Source organism: Fischerella sp. PCC 9605 (assembly GCF_000517105.1).
Classification (GTDB): Bacteria; Cyanobacteriota; Cyanobacteriia; order Cyanobacteriales; family Nostocaceae; genus PCC9605.
Window position 1 is genome coordinate 1,613,181 of the sequence record NZ_KI912149.1, and the last position, 18,132, is coordinate 1,631,312.

The 18,132-nt window shown below is 43.0% G+C and carries 15 protein-coding genes and 1 pseudogene; 9 read left to right on the top strand and 7 right to left on the bottom strand.

The genetic code is table 11. The features are described from left to right. Positions 1-324: 324 nt before the first annotated feature. The gene (locus FIS9605_RS0121995; protein ID WP_026734522.1) at positions 325-624 is read right to left on the bottom strand and encodes a ferredoxin; all 300 of its coding nucleotides are present in this window, start codon (positions 622-624) and stop codon (positions 325-327) included. Positions 625-1,029: 405 nt separating this feature from the next. Here FIS9605_RS0121995 and FIS9605_RS0122000 point away from each other — a divergent pair, with 405 nt between their 5' ends. The 3 genes from FIS9605_RS0122000 to map all read left to right on the top strand — a co-directional run bounded on the left by FIS9605_RS0122000 (position 1,030) and on the right by map (position 3,423). Next, complete coding sequence (locus FIS9605_RS0122000) at positions 1,030-2,010, top strand: Gfo/Idh/MocA family protein (protein ID WP_026734523.1); 981 nt, start codon at positions 1,030-1,032, stop codon at positions 2,008-2,010. Between the two features lie 52 nt (positions 2,011-2,062). Continuing rightward, the gene (locus FIS9605_RS0122005; protein ID WP_231510416.1) at positions 2,063-2,521 is read left to right on the top strand and encodes a GNAT family N-acetyltransferase; all 459 of its coding nucleotides are present in this window, start codon (positions 2,063-2,065) and stop codon (positions 2,519-2,521) included. 128 nt (positions 2,522-2,649) lie between these two features. Next, positions 2,650-3,423 carry a type I methionyl aminopeptidase gene (gene map / locus FIS9605_RS0122010; RefSeq protein ID WP_026734525.1) on the top strand — a complete coding sequence of 258 codons (774 nt, stop codon included), beginning with the start codon at positions 2,650-2,652 and terminating at the stop codon, positions 3,421-3,423. Positions 3,424-3,506: 83 nt separating this feature from the next. On the opposite strand, the gene FIS9605_RS0122015 is transcribed toward map, so the two are convergent. From FIS9605_RS0122015 to FIS9605_RS44270, 3 genes are all read right to left on the bottom strand, one after another. Continuing rightward, positions 3,507-3,887: a PIN domain-containing protein gene (locus FIS9605_RS0122015; RefSeq protein WP_026734526.1), complete on the bottom strand. Its 381-nt coding sequence runs from the start codon at positions 3,885-3,887 to the stop codon at positions 3,507-3,509. 7 nt (positions 3,888-3,894) lie between these two features. Then, on the bottom strand, positions 3,895-4,155 hold the full coding sequence (locus FIS9605_RS0122020; protein WP_026734527.1) for a hypothetical protein: 261 nt from the start codon (positions 4,153-4,155) through the stop codon (positions 3,895-3,897). Positions 4,156-4,304: 149 nt separating this feature from the next. Further along, on the bottom strand, positions 4,305-4,466 hold the full coding sequence (locus FIS9605_RS44270) for a hypothetical protein (RefSeq protein ID WP_197036107.1): 162 nt from the start codon (positions 4,464-4,466) through the stop codon (positions 4,305-4,307). 222 nt (positions 4,467-4,688) lie between these two features. On the opposite strand from FIS9605_RS44270, the pseudogene FIS9605_RS0122030 reads away from it, so the two are divergent. Then, positions 4,689-5,000 (top strand): annotated as a pseudogene (locus FIS9605_RS0122030) (M24 family metallopeptidase); the annotation flags it as partial. A 25-nt stretch (positions 5,001-5,025) separates the two neighbouring features. Here the strand turns inward: FIS9605_RS0122030 and FIS9605_RS0122035 are convergent. Both FIS9605_RS0122035 and FIS9605_RS0122040 read right to left on the bottom strand, forming a co-directional pair. Then, complete coding sequence (locus tag FIS9605_RS0122035; protein WP_197036108.1) at positions 5,026-6,021, bottom strand: bifunctional helix-turn-helix transcriptional regulator/GNAT family N-acetyltransferase; 996 nt, start codon at positions 6,019-6,021, stop codon at positions 5,026-5,028. Between the two features lie 139 nt (positions 6,022-6,160). Further along, the gene (locus tag FIS9605_RS0122040; protein ID WP_026734530.1) at positions 6,161-7,387 is read right to left on the bottom strand and encodes a TetR family transcriptional regulator; all 1,227 of its coding nucleotides are present in this window, start codon (positions 7,385-7,387) and stop codon (positions 6,161-6,163) included. A 219-nt stretch (positions 7,388-7,606) separates the two neighbouring features. Between FIS9605_RS0122040 and FIS9605_RS0122045 the strand changes: the two genes are divergently transcribed. Beyond that, the gene (locus FIS9605_RS0122045; RefSeq protein WP_026734531.1) at positions 7,607-8,437 is read left to right on the top strand and encodes an acyl-CoA desaturase; all 831 of its coding nucleotides are present in this window, start codon (positions 7,607-7,609) and stop codon (positions 8,435-8,437) included. A gap of 65 nt (positions 8,438-8,502) precedes the next feature. Here the strand turns inward: FIS9605_RS0122045 and FIS9605_RS0122050 are convergent, their stop codons facing one another. Further along, on the bottom strand, positions 8,503-9,852 hold the full coding sequence (locus FIS9605_RS0122050; RefSeq protein WP_026734532.1) for a pentapeptide repeat-containing protein: 1,350 nt from the start codon (positions 9,850-9,852) through the stop codon (positions 8,503-8,505). A gap of 517 nt (positions 9,853-10,369) precedes the next feature. Between FIS9605_RS0122050 and FIS9605_RS0122055 the strand changes: the two genes are divergently transcribed. The 4 genes from FIS9605_RS0122055 to FIS9605_RS0122070 all read left to right on the top strand — a co-directional run bounded on the left by FIS9605_RS0122055 (position 10,370) and on the right by FIS9605_RS0122070 (position 18,132). Continuing rightward, positions 10,370-11,284 (top strand): hypothetical protein, encoded by a 915-nt coding sequence (locus FIS9605_RS0122055; RefSeq protein ID WP_026734533.1) that lies wholly within the window; start codon positions 10,370-10,372, stop codon positions 11,282-11,284. A gap of 426 nt (positions 11,285-11,710) precedes the next feature. Then, positions 11,711-12,889, top strand: a complete 1,179-nt coding sequence (locus tag FIS9605_RS0122060; protein WP_026734534.1) for an NAD(P)/FAD-dependent oxidoreductase — start codon at positions 11,711-11,713, stop codon at positions 12,887-12,889. Between the two features lie 316 nt (positions 12,890-13,205). Beyond that, the gene (locus tag FIS9605_RS0122065; protein WP_026734535.1) at positions 13,206-14,726 is read left to right on the top strand and encodes a restriction endonuclease-related protein; all 1,521 of its coding nucleotides are present in this window, start codon (positions 13,206-13,208) and stop codon (positions 14,724-14,726) included. Next, positions 14,710-18,132 carry an ATP-binding protein gene (locus FIS9605_RS0122070; protein ID WP_026734536.1) on the top strand — a complete coding sequence of 1,141 codons (3,423 nt, stop codon included), beginning with the start codon at positions 14,710-14,712 and terminating at the stop codon, positions 18,130-18,132. The genes FIS9605_RS0122065 and FIS9605_RS0122070 overlap by 17 nt, the downstream gene beginning before the upstream one ends.

Consider the following 18,132-nt stretch of genomic DNA (forward strand, 5'->3'; position numbering starts at 1 on the left):
ACGAGCGATCGCCCACAACTAGGGAATGAAAAACTCTTCCCCGATCCCCGATTCTCAATCCCTAATCCCCAATCCCTATTTTCAACATAGAGCTAAGGCAAATCACTATTTAGTAGAGGTAGTTTAAACTAGTAATAGCAAAATGAAGCAGGAACGCACACCCGTGCATTCCTGCCTGCTAAACAACTAGACTTTTGCCAAAGTAGGTTTATGGAGCAGACACAACAGAGGACAATTTTCTCTGTCCGTGCTGCTTCTTTTTTTCCTATCTCTACAACATCGAAGACTCTTGCAAGAGATATATTGTGTGAGGCGCCTATTTTTTTAGTAGAGTTCTTCTTCTTTGTGGGTTTCGATGGTGCAGTCAGAGGTTGGATAAGCGACACAGGTCAGGACATATCCAGCTTCCATCTGGTCATCATCTAAGAATGACTGATCGGACTGATCTACAGTACCGGAGACGATCTTACCAGCACAGGTAGAACAAGCACCAGCGCGGCAAGAGTAGGGCAAGTCAAGACCAGCATCTTCGGCAGCGTCTAGAATATAAGTATCGTCTTCACAGTCAATGGTTGTGTTTAGCCCTTCAGCTTCGTTGATCAGTGTAACTTTGTAAGTTGCCATGCAGTAATCCTCTCTTTTGCAAACGGCAGTATAAGTTATCCTAAAGCAGCACGTACGGCTACCCCTGTATGGGTAGTCGTCTGTTAAATTTTGCTTCACTTCTGATACTACGAGAAAAATAAAAGGATGTAACCGGAATTTGAACGCGATTAGTAATGAAATTTAGTTAGTTCATAACTATAAGTTTAACTTATCAAAAGGAGCAACAAATAGCCAGTCTATTAGATAAATTTATAGATTTCAAAAAAAGCTTGAATGTGTTAATTCATTACTTAGTATACCGATAGGATAAATAATATCTGTAATTTTGACAAAGCAGCAATTAAAAGCTCTACCAAAATACTTTTATGTGTGAAGTTATTTGCTTTACCTTAATAAGCAATCGATTAAAAAGAACTGGTAACAATGGATAAAGCAAAAGTAGGCGTGGGTTTAGTTGGTACTGGGTATGCGGCAAAGCTACGTGCAGAGGCATTTCTACATGCTGCGCGAACGCACTTAGTTGCTGTTGTCGGTCATACACCAGAAACAAGCGCAGCTTTTGCTAACCAATTCCAGTGTACGGCGATGAGTTCTTGGCAAGAACTAGTGGCAAGAGACGATATAGATTTAGTAACAATTTGTACTGTGAATCGAGATCATGGTGCGATCGCTAAAGCAGCACTCTCTAGCGGCAAACACGTAATTGTCGAGTATCCGCTATCTTTAAATGTGGCAGAAGCCGAGGAAATCATCACCCTAGCAAAAGCTCAAAAAAAACTCCTCCACGTCGAACACATAGAACTTTTAGGCGGCGTGCATCAAGCCATCAAGCAACATCTACCACAAGTAGGTGAGTTATTTTACGTTCGCTACAATACAATTAAGCCCGAGTATCCCGCACCCCGCAAATGGAGTTACAATCATGAGCTTTTCGGTTTTCCCTTAATGGGTGCGCTCTCCAGGTTACATCGTCTCACTGATTTGTTTGGTCAAGTCCTAACCGTCAACTGTCACAATCGGTTTTGGGCAACGGAAACAGAGTATTATCAAAGCTGTTTCTGTGTCACTCAACTTTGTTTCAGCAGTGGATTGCTAGCGCAAGTTATCTATGCCAAAGGCGAAACTATCTGGCACAGAGAACGCAGGTTTGAAATTCATGGTGAAAAGGGCGGATTAATTTTTGATGGTGATACGGGAATTTTAATCAAGGCAGGGGAAACCACACCAATAGAGGTTGGTAGCCGCCGCGGATTATTTGCTAAAGATACAAGTATAGTGTTAGACCATCTTTTTCATGACGCCCCGTTGTATGTTACCCCAGAGGAAAGTCTGTATACTCTCAAAGTAGCAGATGCGGCAAGGCGTTCTGCTGAAACAGGCTTAACTATAGTAGTTGAAGATTAGTTATTAGCGAACTCAGCAGCAAATACATAATGAATTGCCGAGGGCTATCATAGTGATTACTCTTAGAGAAATCAACCAGAATAACTGGAAAGAATGCATTCGTCTTAAAACTACTGAAGAACAAGAAAAGTTTGTCGCTTCCAATCTCTACTCTCTTGCCGAGTCCAAATTTTATCCGTCTAGCGTTCCGCTTGGGATTTATCATCACGAAACTATGGTCGGCTTTATGATGTATGACCGCATGGACAGTGGTTATCAAAACAGCGGTTACTTCATCTGGCGATTTATGATTGACAAAAGTCATCAGGGAAAGGGATATGGTAAAGCTGCGATGCAAGCAGTAATCAAGTTACTTCAAGAGAAGCCAGGCTGTAAAGAAATTTTGATTGGCTATAAACCAGAAAATGTAGTGGCAGAAAAACTATATCTCAGTTTAGGCTTTCAGAAGACGGGCTTGATTGAGCATGGAGATGTCCTCGTTTATCTTCCAGTCAGCCATCAAAGGGCGTGACAGCAGAATAACAAAACCAAACAATAAGGGATTGATTGAGTCTTTTTTACTCAATCCAACTTACGGCGATCGCCCATAACAGTGCAAACTATACTTAATAAGCGCTCCTATAGATAAATTGAATTTTTATGAACAAACAAACGATTGTTATATTATCCAAAAGAGAACTAGAGAAAATGCGTAAGGCTGGGCGCTTGGCAGCCGAACTTTTACATCATCTTGAACCGATGGTGAAACCAGGAGTTAGCACTCTAGAATTGAACGACGAAGCAGAACGGTGGACGCAGGCGCACGGTGCTAAAAGCGCACCTCTTGGTTACAAAGGCTACCCCAAGTCGATATGTACCAGCATTAATGAGGTAGTTTGTCATGGCATCCCTAATGCCAAGGAGATTCTTAAAGATGGTGACATTATCAATATTGATGTCACGCTGATTGTAGATGGCTATCACGGCGATACATCCAAAACATTCTTTGTCGGTACACCCTCGCCAATAGCAAAAAAGTTAGTTGAGGTGACAGAGGAATGCCGCAGAAGAGGTATTACTGAAGTTAAACCAGGCGCGCGCATCGGAGATATTGGTGCTGCTATTCAAGAATATGCCGAGTCGCAGGGTTTTTCTGTAGTGCGAGACTTTGTTGGACATGGGATTAGTAACATTTTCCACACTGCGCCAGATATTCCTCACTACGGGACGCGGGGCAAAGGCAGAGTGCTCAGACCTGGTATGGTGTTTACTATTGAACCGATGATCAACGAAGGTACTTGGGAAGTCGAGGTTTTAAGTGATGGGTGGACTGCCTTAACACGCGATCGCAAACTCTCAGCACAATTTGAGCATACTGTAGCTGTAACTGAAGATGGCGTGGAAATTTTGACTTTAAGGGAAGGGGAAATTTAATAATAAAATAAGCGATGGCAGATAACCTTGAATTCCCACACATAACTTTTGTTCCGTCTGCACCAACGAGTTGTTAGGCGACTTCAGCGACTGTAAGGTTGCTCTATACTCAAGCCCGGAATGACTCGATAGTGCTTCACATTAAAAGTGCAGAGAGTTGCATTGCGCCCAATAGCACAAGCAGCAATCAATGCATCAATCAGACCGACCTTATGGGACAGATGATACGCCGTAAAATCGGACAAAGCGCGGGCACAATCAGTTTCAGTAGGCCAAACAACAGGTAACGGCGCTATAAGCTGGAGTACTTTTCGCACCTGCTGTTTGTTTTGAGCATCTTGAATCAACTCCATGACGACAAAGCCAGGAATGCTTAGCAGTTCTGGGAGCGAGGCAAACCAAGCGAGTGCAGGTGCACAGCCCCGCTGAATGTCGATCATGATGTCGGTATCGACGAGGTACATGTGCTACCTAAACCCGTGAGCGGGTTTCAGCCTCGTGACGCAACTTGCGTGCATGCTCCTGACTATCCGCGATATCAGGTCGGGAGTTAATCACGCCGACGCTCTCCCAGTAGGCAACCAGCTCTAACCCCGTCTTGGGAGGATTTTGAAGAAAAGGGCGAAAGGATAGAACGCGCAGAATATACTCTGCTAAAGGTAATTTAAGTTGAGATGCTTCGGTGGATAGTTCTTGCTCTAGTTCTGAAGGTAGCTCTAAGGTGATACTCATAGCCGTGCTCTCCTCATTTGAAATTCATCAGGCGGAAGCTTGAGAATAGCAGCTTCAATTTGCTCAAGTGTTAACATAAAACTCACTTACTTACATCAAAGGCAAGATTGAGAAAATTCCCTCTCTTGCCTCGTAGAATTAAATTAGGACTACAAGAATCCTAGAGATTTAGCAATCACAAACAGTGCGGCTATAGCCTGTAAGAAGGGTAGCAACTGCTTAACAATCAAACTTAATCTTCGGCAAAAAAATTGAAAGGGCTGATTTTGGTTGCGCCGACTGTCTTGACCTGATGTTCTTTCCTTAAACACTGCTTTTCTCCGGTACTAGTGAACCGGCAAAGCTATCCCTTTTCAGGAAGCGCAGCAGCGGAGATCAAAGATTAAGGATTGATGGGACTGCCCACTCAACAGACTGCTTTACCAGCAGTTTTCATCAATTTGCCGTCTTAACCTCATCACTCGGAAAGAAGTGGTGTACCCCAAATGAGGAGCAGTAGCTTGATTATAGCGAACAAAATTAGGTGTTCCAATCTTCACTCTCTTGCCGAGTCGCAGGGTTTTTCTGTAGTGCGAGACTTTGTTGGACATGGGATTAGCAATATTTTTCATACTGCGCCAGATATTCCCCACTACGGGACGCGGGGCAAAGGCAGAGTGCTCAGACCTGGTATGGTGTTTACTATTGAACCGATGATCAACGAGGGTACTTGGGAAGTCGAGGTTTTAAGTGATGGGTGGACTGCCTTAACACGCGATCGCAAACTCTCAGCACAATTTGAGCATACTGTAGCTGTAACTGAAGACGGTGTGGAAATTCTGACATTACGGAAAGGGGAAATTTAACGCCACGCTTCAGCCGGGGGTAAGCTTACAGATTCAATTCCCACGTTTCGCCGATGAGATCCTGACCGAAGCTGTGATGCGGTTCCTCGTGTACGAGTCGGAAGCCAGCTTGCTCGTAAATATGCCGGGCGGCAAGTAACACGCTATTGGTCCACAGGGCGATCGTTTTGTAGCCAGTTTGCCGGGCGAAGCGGATACATTCGTCCACCAATCGCCTGCCGATGCCGAACCCACGTGCCTTTGGCTCAACCAGTAGCAGGCGGAGTTTCGCCACCGTATCTGACTTTTTCACGAGGAACACAGAACCAACGATCTCACCATTCATCTCGGCGATCCAGCATCGCTCTCGTTTTGGATCGTAGTTTTGAATAAACTCGGCTACAATACTAGCAACCAATGCCTCAAACTGCTCATCCCACCCGTATTCTTGAGCGTATAGTACACCGTGACGATGCACGACCCAACCCATATCACCGGGTTGATGCGGTCGAAGAATGTAGGGTACTTTTTGCTCTGGTTGAACACCGAGCAGTCTCTCGATCGTAAGCATTGCTTCTACTAAGCGGTGTTGATCCTCCGCAGATAGCCTACTTAACATCGTCTCAATATCAGCGTGTGAGCGTGCGTTAAGTTTAGCAAATGCTGCCTGACCCTGTTCCGTTAAGCGCAAGAGGCTTTGTCGACCATCTCTGGGAGAGGGCTGTTTGTCAATCAAACCGTGGTTTTTGAAATTGCGTAAAATGCGGCTGAGATAGCCTGCGTCTAAGCCCAACTCATTACCAAGCTCGGTTGCCGTCGTTGTTTCGTGATGTGCAAGTTCATAAATGACACGCGCTTCGGTAAGAGAAAATGAGCTTTCCAGATATCCCTCGGTCAAAACGCCAATTTGCTGTGTGTAAAACCGATTAAAGCGACGGATAGCTTCTAAACGTTGAGCAATAGTAGACGTAGCCATACACGTCTCCTCGCAACATACTACTAACTTGCTTGCCATTGTCAAACAAATATTTGATTTTATCAACTATCTGTACAAGTAGCGCCTTGGCAAAATGCGGGCAACATCTCCATGAGAATCGCCTACACGGACAACATCGCTTTCTTTGACAAGAGCGTTAGACAAAAGCTGCCCAATGTCGGTGGAAAGACTGGGAGAGGGAAACTTAACCTTCCCGCGTGACTTGCTTCGATTTATGGTCGAGGCGAATAGCTTGCTCTAGAGCTGATTTTTCTTTAGCTCTACGAGCATATGGTTGTAGTTTAGTTAAATTCCAGCCAGTAATTAAACTCATATCTTCTAAATTCATTCCCTTCATCAACATTTCTACACACCATGTCTGCTGAGCTTGTTCAATCACTGGCTGTTGTCCTTCTGGTGTCAACAATCCTTCAGTCAATACCTGCCAGCGTTGCTGTATTTCTTCCTCAGAGATCGGCATGCCATTATCGTTGAGAAATAATGCCGAATGTTCATCTTTACGGCTTTTTAACCATTGAGTCAAGGGATTGCGGGTATAAGAGCCATGGCGCTTACCCATAATCCACTGATTCACAGGGACTTGTCGAGGAGTGCCTTGAGTGATTTGTAATAAGTGCTGATTGGCATCGTTGATTTGATGCGATCGCTCTAAATTCACAATTTCTGATTGAGATAAACCCGCTGCAAACAAAACGTATATTAAAGCGTAATCTCGCAGTCCTGATTTTTTAGCTCGTTGCAATATCAAGTGGACTAAATTTGCTGGTAAATCTATCACCTTTTCTGTTGGCATAGACTCTACTAAACTTGTAGAGTTTGTGGCTCCCTTTAAAAACAGCGCCACTAAATTTTCTAAAAATTCATCTCTGTCAAGCCAAAGTTCGTGAAATTCACTGGTAAATTCAATCACAGCATACCCCACTAACATACTATTGAGTAAACTTGCTAACTTCTCTGCTGGTAAATAGGTGTGTAATTGTTCGCGCTCCATCACAGTTGCTAAATATTCAGCAACATAGTGATTGGCTTGGGTTAAGCTTCGTCCTAGTGCCTGACGATTTTCTACAGGATAGTTTCCCGCCTCACCTACAACAGAACGTACTAATTCCGGAACTTGTTCTAAGGCTTGCAAGCGGTCTTTACAATAGTTTTTGAGAGCTTGGTTAACACTAGCCATTTGACTGGCTTGAATTTTCAAAGATTCATCCAGTTCTTGAAACACGGGTGATTCGGAAATCACCGCTAAGAGCAATCCGTGCTTATTGCCAAAATGCCGGAATAGCGTCACTTCATTAACTTTTGCTAATTCTGCGACTTGCTTTGTTGTAGTCTCGGTGACTCCCTGTGCCGCAAATAAAGACCTAGCTGCATTAATCAGCCGCTGTCGAGTTGAAATTATTTGATCGGACATAAATTAAATATGTAAGTGACACTTGCATTTAAATATTATCATTGCTAAGCTAAGGGATGTAAGTAGCACTTGCATCCTCTGTTCCTACTTTAGCGGTCTTCGCTAGGTTTTATAGAGGTTGTAGTGAGCGTTATCTTTGCGGGAGTTCAATTAAGCACGCTTTTTGCTTACTAAGAACCCTTCAAGTTTATTTACAGCATTCACGTCAAAGGAAGATTGATGACTACACGCTCAGCTATAGCTGAGGGTAAGCAACCGCTTGCTCTTAGCTGGATCAACGTGGCATTTTTTGGTACAGTTCATGCCTTAGCAATGCTCGCTCCTTGGTGTTTTTCTTGGTCTGCCTTGGGAATAACCATATTCCTGCATTGGTTGTTTGGCAGTATTGGTATTTGTTTAGGGTATCACCGACTTTTGACTCACCGAAGTTTGCATGTACCGAAATGGTTGGAATATGCGATCGCCACTTTAGGTGCTCTTGCCATTCAAGGAGGGCCAATCTTTTGGGTAGCAACACATCGATTGCATCATGCCCATACCGAGGATGAAGACAAAGACCCTTATTCTTCCCGGCGTGGTTTTTGGTGGAGTCACATGCTGTGGATTTTTTACCCACGTCCAGAATTTTTTGACAAAGAAACTTACAAAAAATTTGCTCCTGATTTAGACCGTGACCCATTCTATCGTTGGCTGGATCGCAACTTCCTGCTGCTGCAAATTCCTGTTGCTGTCCTTTTATATGCTTTGGGAGGATGGTCTTTTGTTGTCTACGGTGTCTTTCTGAGGGCAGTATTGCTTTGGCATACCACTTGGCTAATTAACTCTGCGGCTCACTTGCGCGGTTATCGTCATTTCCAGTTGCATGACAACTCTCGTAATCTTTGGTGGGCAGCACTTCTGACTTATGGAGAAGGTTGGCACAACAATCACCACGCTCACCCAAATGTAGCAAAAGCTGGATTGTCTTGGTGGGAAGTGGATATGACTTGGTGGGCAATTAAAGTTTTGCAGACTCTCGGTTTAGCTAAGAAAGTAAATGTTAGTAGTTAGTAGTTAGTAGTTGGTGGTTGTTCCAACCAACAAACAACAAACAACAATCAACAATCAACTACTAACTACCTTCCCAACTTGTTTGGAATACCTTCGCAACCGCCAGGAATTGTACCCCTGGTTTTTTCGCCACCCCAGGTGCAGCAGTAATGACGGTTAGCCTCAGACATCCGCTGAACGTCACTAAAATCTGCATTTTCTACCACAGCGCCAGTGTATTCGCCAGTGTTGTAGTTTGGTGGATGGGTACGGCTGCGAGGTGATGCGTTTTCTGCTGAACCATAGAACAAGCGAGTTGCATTCAAATCAGCACCATTGAGGTCAGCTTCATACAAAATGCAGCGGGAGAGGTTGGCTTTAACTAAGTCACATTTGCTGAGATTGGTACGGACAAGATTCGCTTCAGTCAGATCAGTCCACCGTAGATCCGTGCCAGAAAGATCTGCACCTGCCAGCATTACTCCTAAATCAATTACACGCACACCGTGAAGCCGATCTTCACAATAACCACCAATACCATCGAGAATCGGTCTACCAAGACGATGATCGCGTTTTAGGGGTGTGAGTAACTTAGAGCGGGAGAGAAAGCGGAGTACTTTCGCTTTGCCACTGCCATCTATACTACTAAGAATGGCAGCAGTCCGACCTTCTGCAAGCAGTCGTTCTTGAGGCCAATCTTCTAATAATCCCTCTTCGTCTAATACCAAGTCGGAAATTCCTTGAAAGTAAGAATCGATTGTCTGCTGCTGGGTAATGATATTTTGCTGGACTGTGAGTAGATTTTGTTGAATAGTCAGGTCTTTAGAAATAATGTACTGTCGCCAAGCGATGTAAACAGCGATGATGGCAATGAGAATTTGCCCCAAAGCACCAAACCATTCTGCCAGTGTCCCAGAAGCTTCCCAGTTAATTTTGCGTCCCACAGCAATCAGGATTTTACCCTCACCGCTATAATTAACCACACCAACTATTGCCACTATTATTCCCAACAAGGCAACTAGCAAAGCTTGTTCTTGACCTGAAAACCATTCCTTTGAGAGTTCTCGCACCCAAGGCCAAAGTATGGCTAAGGATAATAGCAAAGTCATCAAGGTTCCCACAACGCCAACAATCCAGTTATTGATGGCAAGCCCGATGATTGTAGTGGCGATCGCCGCTAGGGTCAGCAACAATGCCCTTGGTTTGACACTGACAGCTTTACCAGACCATTGCTTGACTCCAAATCGTCCTGTTTGTAAGGCGGCTGTATTTTGCGGAGATTGCAGTGAGGCAATGGCAGCCAAGGCTTGTTGCTTGACCAGTTCTTCTGGAGTTAAACCATTCTCAGAAGTATCATCAAAGTCATCTGGTTGCAAGTTTTGATCCGGATTTGGTTCTGCGTTAGGGACTGGAGATGAATTGGAATCAATCGACATGATTATATTTTGGCACCCGCATTCTCAGTTCAACAGCTGTTTTATAGTAGCTGTTGCAGGTTATAGACAGGCAATGTCTGCTATTCTTTTGAGGATAATTTTTCACTATCATATTTTGATTTTTTTATAGAAAATTCATCTTAAAGTACGTATATTTGCTGAATTATAAGTTATAGTAATAGCATAATCAAGTCTTTTCAAGTCTTTTTAGATATAGAATCAAGTATAAAGTTCATCTATCAAGGGCGTGTTGTTTTGTCTAGACAGTTCCCTTAAGGTACGCCCCTGCGCGTCTACAAACAGGAAAACCTGCCAAGGCAAAACTGGCTTCTTTAAATAGCTACCAAGAAAAAATATGCAATTAAATTGCATAGTCACATAAAATAAACCGTCTTTTCAGTAAAAACTGCAAAAATAGCCTTAGATTTCCGAAATTTCACAGAACCGCTTGTAATTATTAGTTATTGCCACACTATTAGATCAGTTACGAAGACTTAGAAGGAAGAAAGAGGAAAATATGAAGCGATATCTGGGATTTGCTAAGCAATTTTTGCTAGTGTTTACTCCGGTGGTAGCTACTTCTGCTTTAGCATCCCTACCCAGTCAGGCTGCTAGTCTTGCTTTTTCTGGAGAAAATTTAAATCTTACCAACTTCAGCGAGAATTTTTCGCTAATTGATAGACAAAATCAGGCTAATATAGATGCTTCTCCTTTTAGTGAGGATGCAGTTGTAATAGCTCAAAATATTGGTGTACAAACAAATTTCATACCTAATCCACCAGAAGCATCTACTAGTGTGGATTTGAGTTTTGTTAGAGGTTTAGGCTCAAGTTACTTAGGAACAGCAGACACTCTCGGAAAAATAGTCAGTAATTTCGATGTAGATGCTGGTGAATCATTTTCTTTTGACTTCACAGCCTCTTTAAATTTGGGAACATTAATTGAAGATGGGCTACCAACAGAAAATGCTAATGCCTCTGGAGATATATCCTTTTTGTTATTTGATACGAGTGATATACCTGAAGCCAATCTCTCAGACTTCGTAGCCTCTTTATTATCTGGCAATGACAACATTAATAGAAAACCTTTAGAGTACTTTTTACTCACTGGCAATGTAAATACTTTTGGAAATAACGATTTTCTAAAATACACAAAAAGCCAAAATATAACCTTCAATCAAGAATTGAAGGAATCTGACTTTGGTAGTAATGAAGAAACAGCGACAGCTTCTATAGGTGGTTCTCTAAAACGCTCTTTTGAGAATAAAACAAATCTAACATTAGTAGCAACCAGGCAAAGTAAAGTTAAAGTAGCAGTACCTGAACCTTCAACTTACCTAGGCTCACTTTTATTTAGTCTACTAATCGCCATTTCTATCAAAGCTAAACGTAAAGCAAAACGCTCAAAATTTGTTTCATTAGCAAAAGACTAAATAGATACAACATTGCATTAAGTTCGCGCGCGAAATTCTTGACCAAGACTCTGCGATACTTTGCGTTTACCTTTGCGCCCCTCTGCGTTTTAAATCCTACGCTTTTACGCAAAGCTGTACTAAGAAAGGGGAAATCATCTCAAAGCCCCCTTAATAAAAAAGCCCTTATTGCCTTAGACTTTGAAGGTAATATTGTTTTGCTGCAAAATAGTTAGTAACTTCTGCGGGAGTAAGCAATATCACTGTTGTCTCTGGTCGGATTGGGTGTAATAAAGCGTTAAGACTACATTGTGAACTGCTTGCTTTTCTATATACGCACTCAGAACTAACACCAGGTATCCGAAAGTAATCGCCGATTTGTAGTTCTTGAAAAGTCATTCAGAGAGAATATGTGTTTTTAGACGTTTACAAGTACCATCCCACTAAATGAAAACTTACGACTGGATCGCGATCGGTGCTGGCTTTACGGGTGCTGCACTCGCCTACGAACTAGCGAAAACTGGCTTTTCAGTACTTTTGTTAGAGCAATGTGCAACTTCACGCAATGCTACTCGCTATAGTTATGGTGGTTTAGCTTTTTGGTCTGGTACTACTCCCCTAACTCGCCAATTGTGCGATGAGGGAATGGCGCGTTATCAAGTTCTGTCGCAAGAGTTAGATGCTGATATCGAGTTTCGCGAGTTAGATTTATTGCTGACTATTGCAACTGACATCGATCCAAAAGTTGCGGCTGCTTCCTACGCTCATTTTGCCATTCCTCCCAAATTGCTTAGTGTTAACGAAGCCTGGGAAATGGAACCTTTATTAAATAGAAAGGCGATCGCTGGTGCTTTAACGGTCAAACACGGTCATATCAACCCTGAAAAAACAGCACAAGCTTACATTCAAGCTTTTCTGCGGGCTGGGGGTGAAATGGAAATTACGGAAGTGCAGAACCTCACCCCCAACCCCTCTGTGCGAGCAGAGAGGGGAGTAGGTATCGCGATCAAAACAACTACTGGAAATTACTACGCTGCTAACGTTGTTGTTTGTGCTGGCGGACTCAGCCGACAGTTATTAAAAGCATCTGGTATACCTGTACGGTTGTATTTCACCCATGCAGAGATGATTGAAACTCCGCCCGTTGAGGTGCAATTACATACCCTGGTAATGCCAGCTAATCTTAAACGCTTTCAATTAGAGGCAGAGTCTAGCGTTGTGGATGAATTATGGAATGAACCAGGAAATGAACCCATAGCGCCGATTTTAGATGCGGGTGCAATTCAGTTTCAAGATGGTAGTTTGCGCTTGGGTCAAATTAGTCGTGTTCTCACCGATCCCAACGCTAAGGTGGACTCACAGGCAAGTGAAAGTTGGTTGAGGCAGAGTATAGGGGAAGTGTTGCCAGCTTTGGCTAAGCTGCCGGGGAGGTGGCATCATTGCTTAGTGGCATTTAGTAGCGATCGCCTTCCCTTAATTGGTGCTATCCCTGAATTTCAGGGTATCTATGTGTTTTCTGGATTCAGCAATCCCCTAGTCATTGTACCTCCTTTAGCCCAGCGCTTTGCTCATTGGGTATCGGGACAGGAAGATGAAGTTATTACCCAGTTATATCCTGCAAGGTAACAATAATTTCAGCAACTTTAACTACGCTATGCACAAAGGCTGTATCGCCTCTTAGTCACTTAACTAAATCAAAGTATATTGACATTCTTGTTTACATCATTTAGTGTAAACATAAAATGATGTAAAGTGAAGAAGGCAGAAGGCAGAAGGCAGAAGGTAGGAATTTAGATGGGGCTTCAACCCCACCTAATTCCAAGCCACCAAATCTTCGATTTTGGTGGGGGACTTCAACCCTTGCTCCCTTCGGTCGCGAGAAGTTCGAGGGCAGAAACCTTCTGCCTTCTGCCCTCGAACTTCTGCCTTTCTTGTTAAATACATGAACTTTGAAAGCGTGCGTCAGTGGCAGGGAACTGCGGATGCACTTACAAAAGAACTTAAACGCCAGATTGAACACCTCAGACTGTCAGTAGAACCACCAGCCTTGCGAACCGTTCGGGCATGGAGAGCAAAGCAAATTCTATCGCAACCCAAAGGTCAAGAATTTGGATTTCGTCAGATTTTAGAGGGATTAGCAACAACTTTACTATTAAAGAAGGGTTGGACATTGGCAGCGATCGCTCAAGTATTGCCTTCTTTCTCTGAAGAAGCTTTAGAGAGGCAAATTCTTGCAGAGGCTCAAGATCAAGACCCGACATGGCTACCTGCAATTCCAGCAACCTCTTTGCCGTTACCAACTGGACACCGCCCAGCGATGGATCTGGCTGAAGATGCCGTAGTGCTGTTAGCACAGGGAATTCTTCGCCAATATGAGCGGGTGCTGCCAGGGCAACAAATTGTCCGTCAAGAGGATAGTAGCCTGCCTCCAGAACTCTATCAAGCAATGTGCAAATTGGGTCGTCTATATATTGAAGAAGGACAATGCGATCGCGCAGCTTGTGTACACACTGTTTTGGATAACGCACGCTACCCTCTTGGTTCCGATCGTTGGGGATTAAAAATTTTTAGCCAATCAGACTTTCGCTTTTCTAACGCAACTATTATCGATCCAGATTTGCGAGTTCCCACCTCAGACTGTGCAGAGATTGCCAACCTCAGTGGGGGTTTTGGGGAAAATAATGTCATTGAACACCGCCTTTATACTGACTTATGCGACGCGACTGAACGGTTGGGCGGTCGCCGCCAGCACAAAGCTTACACTGCACTACGAGAGTTGTTTGGTAGGTATTCCCTGATAGGACAACGCCAACTATTAGATTACTTGGTTGACAATGACTTAACTCCTTTACAGGGAATGATCGTTGAGAAATTTTTCGACCTAGTACCAGATATTTGGCTAATTGATGGTTTAGCACACCGTTGTGCATACTGTCGCACACTCATGCGACCTCATCCTAACAATAAACTTTTTGCACAAGGGCGCTGTCCCATTCGTCAGTGTATTGGCCATGAATTGCCAAAAGTATCTGAGACACTAAACCCCAACAAAGATATTGTACGAATTGCCAAGCCGCAAATTCTCACCTACTGGACAGGCCCAGCAATTGACGAATTAGCCATTTTTGATACAGCCAAACAAAGTAATCTCAACGCTGAACTTTATCCAGAGTCGGATTTATGCGATATAGCGATTAATGAAAAAGCAATTGGGATTGATGCTAAGTCCTACACAAGTCCAGTGACTCTAGCTTTGCGGCTCAATCGTAGTATTGGCGGGCTAATTTACTATCGTCGTCGGATTTTGGCTGTGAGCGATCGCTTAATTGAGGATAACCCAAGTTACATTTCTACTCTCAAATCAACCCTTGATAAAAAAGACGATCCAGCCAGTTTAGAAATTATGTCAGTTTCCTCCGTCATTGAGTTTTTAAAGAAGATGCCGTATGCGAACCAAACCTAAGTTTTGGAAAGGTGCAGAGCGAATTTGCTGGCTTTGCGTCTTCATGGAAGAATTTATCGGTACTAATTCGCTGGAGTATGCACCAGTAGTCATGTCAGGCATGGCCAGCATTTTAAATGCACCTGCATTTGAAAAAGCCCGTCAAGCTATCTTCAATATGCGGCAGATGTCACTGGCATATGTTACAAACCAGTCAGTTAAGCACGGTATTGCTCTTTATAACAATTATCATTACTGCAACAATACTAAAGGGTCGTATGAAATTGATATTGAAACACTTCACTTTAAAAGAACAGACCCTTTAGAAGATTCTTTAATTACACAGGCGCGGCAAATTCTCAGTACCCCTTTGCCATACGAGACGTATGGTTTTACAGTTGCCGATCCTCGTCAAGCGATGGCTGTTGCCTTAGGTGAAGAGTCAACTGCCGTGCAGTTACCTATTCCTCGTATCACTGCCCCGATTGCTGCACATCGCACACATTCCCTCAACCGCAAACCAAAAGGGAAGATTCGCATTCCTCTAAGAGAACTGCGCGATTTGGCTATTGAGATGGACAGGCGTGAACAAGATTCTGAACGACGACCTGGTAATTGGGCGGATCGGTTTGAACGCTTTGACCTGATGGTATCGGAGGCGGGAAAAGGACTGCGGAAAGAAGATGATGTCTTGGAATTAGAAGACATCAAGCACTTAATTGGTTTGCCTGGGTCAGGTAAAACAACCTTGCTTGTGTTGATTGCTGTTTGGTTGGGGCTACATGACTATAAAGCAATGTTTGTGTTTCCCTCCATCGAAGTTGCTAGACAGTACATGGCTGATTTGGCATTTCATCAAGTTAAAGTGGGAATGCTTGTTGGTCAAGGTGATGAAACTCGTCGTCGCCATGCAGACAATATTGCAGAAGCGATCGCCGCTACAGGAAATAATGGTGGTTTTGCTTACACCTTAGAACAGGCAGAAGTTTTTGGCATGAACTGCGTCCTGCCAGCTTTTTCTACTGCGGATATGTCTCTGTGGGGCTTTGGTTACGCACCTTGCAACGAGATATTGCAAGGAGGAGGGAAACAGGGAAAGCTGAAAAAATGCCTGTGTCCCTTATGGACAATGTGCGGTCGTAATAAAGCACAGCGAGATTTATTGGATGCGAATATTTGGGTTGGTCATGTGCGATCGCTCGATACTGAAATATCACCTCATGCAACTTACGAACAAATACGATATTTTGAATTAATTGCCCGTACCTTTGACGTAGTTGTTTTCGACGAAGGCGACATGGTGCAGAACGTCTTAGATAATTATGGGGCAGCAACTTTAAGTATTTCCGGCTCAGAGCGATCGATTCACCGAGTAATTCTCGAACAAATTCATAACCGCTTTGCTCGTGGTGAAAACTATCGACTATTTGATCGGGATATAGAACTTTACAGTCGTGACTTAGCGGAATTTGGCAATCATAATACCTCTTTGATTACCACCGTTCATAACATGTCTGGATCGCGGGTAAGAGAACGCTACGAAAATCAATTGCTGACTGTATTACGGATTGTTAGCGAACTATTGAATAGTGTTAACAAAACTAATAGGCAAGATGAGATTGATGAACAAGAAGTCAAAAGAGAAGTTACCAAAAGTCGAGCGTTAGCTGAATTTTGGGAAAAAGCAGCATATAACGCCTTTTACGAGCGCACAGGTGTTAATAACTCTCAAGATTTTAAAGCAGATTTTTGGCCTCAGACTATAGGCATAAACCGAGAAACCTTAGAACACGAATGGAAGACTCTCATTCATCATTTCCGCCGTTACCTAGCTGAAAATCTCATTAAGCATCGTGATGCGATCGTCCAAGAAATTATTGAATTATTTTTCAAGCTCTGTTTTCCGGATCATCAATTAACCATAGAAGCAGAGGATTTAATTAAATTACTTATAACTGTTACATTCGTAATTTTGGGTTATCAGCGAATTGTACCAGGGACAAGAACAATGCTTGCAGAAGGTTTCATTCGTGAATCCATTATGGAATCAACTGCATCACCAGAACTCAGAAAATTCATTCCAGAAAGTATTTTAGGTTCATTTTCTGGTGTGCAATATAGTTTTTTCAAAGCACTAACAACGCGGACTGCTGCCAGAAATGTGGAATTATCTTACATTACATTTGTAGGTGCACCTCGGATGTTAATGCACCGCTTTCATAGGTTGTTAGCAGCAGATGACGGACAAACAAGTCCAACCATTTTAATTACCTCAGCCACATCATTTTTACAAGCAAGTCCCGCTTACCACATTAACGTCGATCCCCATTATTTACTCAAACCACGTCAGCCAGAAAATAATAAATCAGCAGAAAGCATTTATCGTTTCAAATGGTTTTCAGATAGTCAACGTGGCGATCAACCTCTACTATACAGCGGTGCTGGCGATCGCGACATTCAAAAACGTAATCTTGAGCGTATGGTAGATGCTCTTGTGAAGGGAGGAACGACTAAATCTGAAATTTATAAGTCCATCCGTAGATTCGATGTGAAGTTTGATATTCATCGCAAAGCTGCTTTAGTTGTCAATAGTTATGACCAAGCTCGCCAGATCAAGAAATATATCAATGACTATTATCCTGATGTTGGTAGGCATACAAAAGCAGTTGTTAATTCTCTAAGAGACGGAGAACAACCAAAAGATTTTGTCACTTCTGCTCAGTGTGAAGCATTGGGAGATGATGAAAATTGTCATATTTTAATTTTTCCCATGCTGGCAATTGGTAGAGGTGTCAACATCGTTTTCACCAAAGGGGAAAGAAAACTAGATGCAGCAATTGGCTCGATTTACTTCCTCACTCGTCCTCACCCTACCAAAAATGATATGCAGCTTTTGTACAGCTTAGCAGGACGAGCAACACAAGAATTTGATAGTCGAGTTTTTAGTGAAACAGAAGATTTGAATGCAATAGCAAAAGTTTGGCAGCAATCAAGAAAAGACCTGTGGCGAACTGCCAATAGATTGTTACGAGAACCCTTAATGGCAAGCCGTTTGGGGTCTGAACTATTCAAATCATTTACGGCTAATCAAATGGTAGCTATTCTGCAAACAATTGGTCGAGGAATGCGGAATGGATGCCCAGTATCAGTTTACTTCGTCGATGCAGCTTGGGCGAAAAAATCAGCAGAAGGGAAACCCGACTCTGGGCGAGATAGTATGCTGGTTCAGATGCGAATAATTTTAGAAGAATGTGTTAACCATGAAGACCCTGTAATTCGTGAAATTTATCAAGAACTTTATGGCGCATTTCTAAAATCTTTACAACGCATTCAAGGAGTAATTTATTCCAACGAACTAAATTCGTTAGAAGAATCTGCGGATGAAGATGAAGGTTTTGATGAGTTTTCAGCACTATTGGAGATGTAA

Excerpts from the sequence above, each read along its gene's own strand:
- FIS9605_RS0122000 (WP_026734523.1), top strand. The coding sequence starts at position 1,030 with ATGGATAAAGCAAAAGTAGGCGTGGGTTTAGTTGGTACTGGGTATGCG.
- FIS9605_RS0122055 (WP_026734533.1), top strand. The coding sequence starts at position 10,370 with ATGAAGCGATATCTGGGATTTGCTAAGCAATTTTTGCTAGTGTTTACT.
- FIS9605_RS0121995 (WP_026734522.1), bottom strand. The coding sequence starts at position 624 with ATGGCAACTTACAAAGTTACACTGATCAACGAAGCTGAAGGGCTAAAC.
- FIS9605_RS0122015 (WP_026734526.1), bottom strand. The coding sequence starts at position 3,887 with ATGTACCTCGTCGATACCGACATCATGATCGACATTCAGCGGGGCTGT.
- FIS9605_RS0122045 (WP_026734531.1), top strand. The coding sequence starts at position 7,607 with ATGACTACACGCTCAGCTATAGCTGAGGGTAAGCAACCGCTTGCTCTT.
- FIS9605_RS0122065 (WP_026734535.1), top strand. The coding sequence starts at position 13,206 with ATGAACTTTGAAAGCGTGCGTCAGTGGCAGGGAACTGCGGATGCACTT.
- FIS9605_RS0122040 (WP_026734530.1), bottom strand. The coding sequence starts at position 7,387 with ATGTCCGATCAAATAATTTCAACTCGACAGCGGCTGATTAATGCAGCT.
- map (WP_026734525.1), top strand. The coding sequence starts at position 2,650 with ATGAACAAACAAACGATTGTTATATTATCCAAAAGAGAACTAGAGAAA.
- FIS9605_RS0122060 (WP_026734534.1), top strand. The coding sequence starts at position 11,711 with ATGAAAACTTACGACTGGATCGCGATCGGTGCTGGCTTTACGGGTGCT.
- FIS9605_RS0122050 (WP_026734532.1), bottom strand. The coding sequence starts at position 9,852 with ATGTCGATTGATTCCAATTCATCTCCAGTCCCTAACGCAGAACCAAAT.
- FIS9605_RS0122070 (WP_026734536.1), top strand. The coding sequence starts at position 14,710 with ATGCGAACCAAACCTAAGTTTTGGAAAGGTGCAGAGCGAATTTGCTGG.
- FIS9605_RS0122020 (WP_026734527.1), bottom strand. The coding sequence starts at position 4,155 with ATGAGTATCACCTTAGAGCTACCTTCAGAACTAGAGCAAGAACTATCC.